Source organism: Dietzia cinnamea NBRC 102147 (genome assembly GCF_001571065.1).
GTDB lineage: Bacteria > Actinomycetota > Actinomycetes > Mycobacteriales > Mycobacteriaceae > Dietzia > Dietzia cinnamea.
The window spans coordinates 1-611 of sequence record NZ_BCSW01000151.1 but is presented as its reverse complement, the minus strand read 5'-3'; the positions used below and the strand labels follow the sequence as shown (position 1 = coordinate 611).

General features: G+C 73.0%; 1 protein-coding gene. It reads left to right on the top strand.

Annotated features, from left to right (window positions below; all coding sequences use genetic code 11):
- Positions 1-2: 2 nt before the first annotated feature.
- Positions 3-611, top strand: a 609-nt coding sequence (locus DCI01S_RS16545; protein WP_061230216.1) for a TetR/AcrR family transcriptional regulator, incomplete at its 3' end; no start/stop codon positions are given.

Here is a 611-nt window from a genome sequence, read left to right as displayed (position 1 = left end):
GCCTGCGCGAGCGGAAGAAGGCCGACACCCGCACCCGTCTCTCGGCGGCCGCCGTGGAACTCCTGGTCGCCGAGGGGGCGGAGGGCGCGACGGTGTCGGCGATCGCGGGACGGGCGGGGGTGTCCACCCGCACGTTCCACAACTACTTCGCCCACCGCGAGGACGCGTTCCTGCACTTCCTGCGCGAGCAGATCGCGGAGTTCGTGCGGCAGGTGGACCAGGCCCACCCGGACCTGACCCCCGTGGACATCTTCCGCACGATGTTCCGCGAACTGTACGGGCGCTCGTCGGACGACATCGAGGCCGCCGAGAACCTGTTCGTGGCCGGGGAGCAGATCGGGATCATGCTCTCCAGCGACGCCCGGTCGTGCCTCGCGGAGCAGATCCTCGACCCGCTGTACGACGCGATCGGCCGCCGGGAGCCGCAGCTCAGCCGGTTCCGCATCCGGGTGCTGGTGGACCTGAGCCTGGCCGCCGGTGCCTCGGTGCTGCGGCACCGCCCGCACGGCGGCGAGCAGGACGCGACGCACGGTCGCGCGGGTTACCTCGACGAGGCGTTCGACCTGCTCGAGCGCGGCGCCGCCGACCTGCTGCGCGGCGGCGAGCGCCGC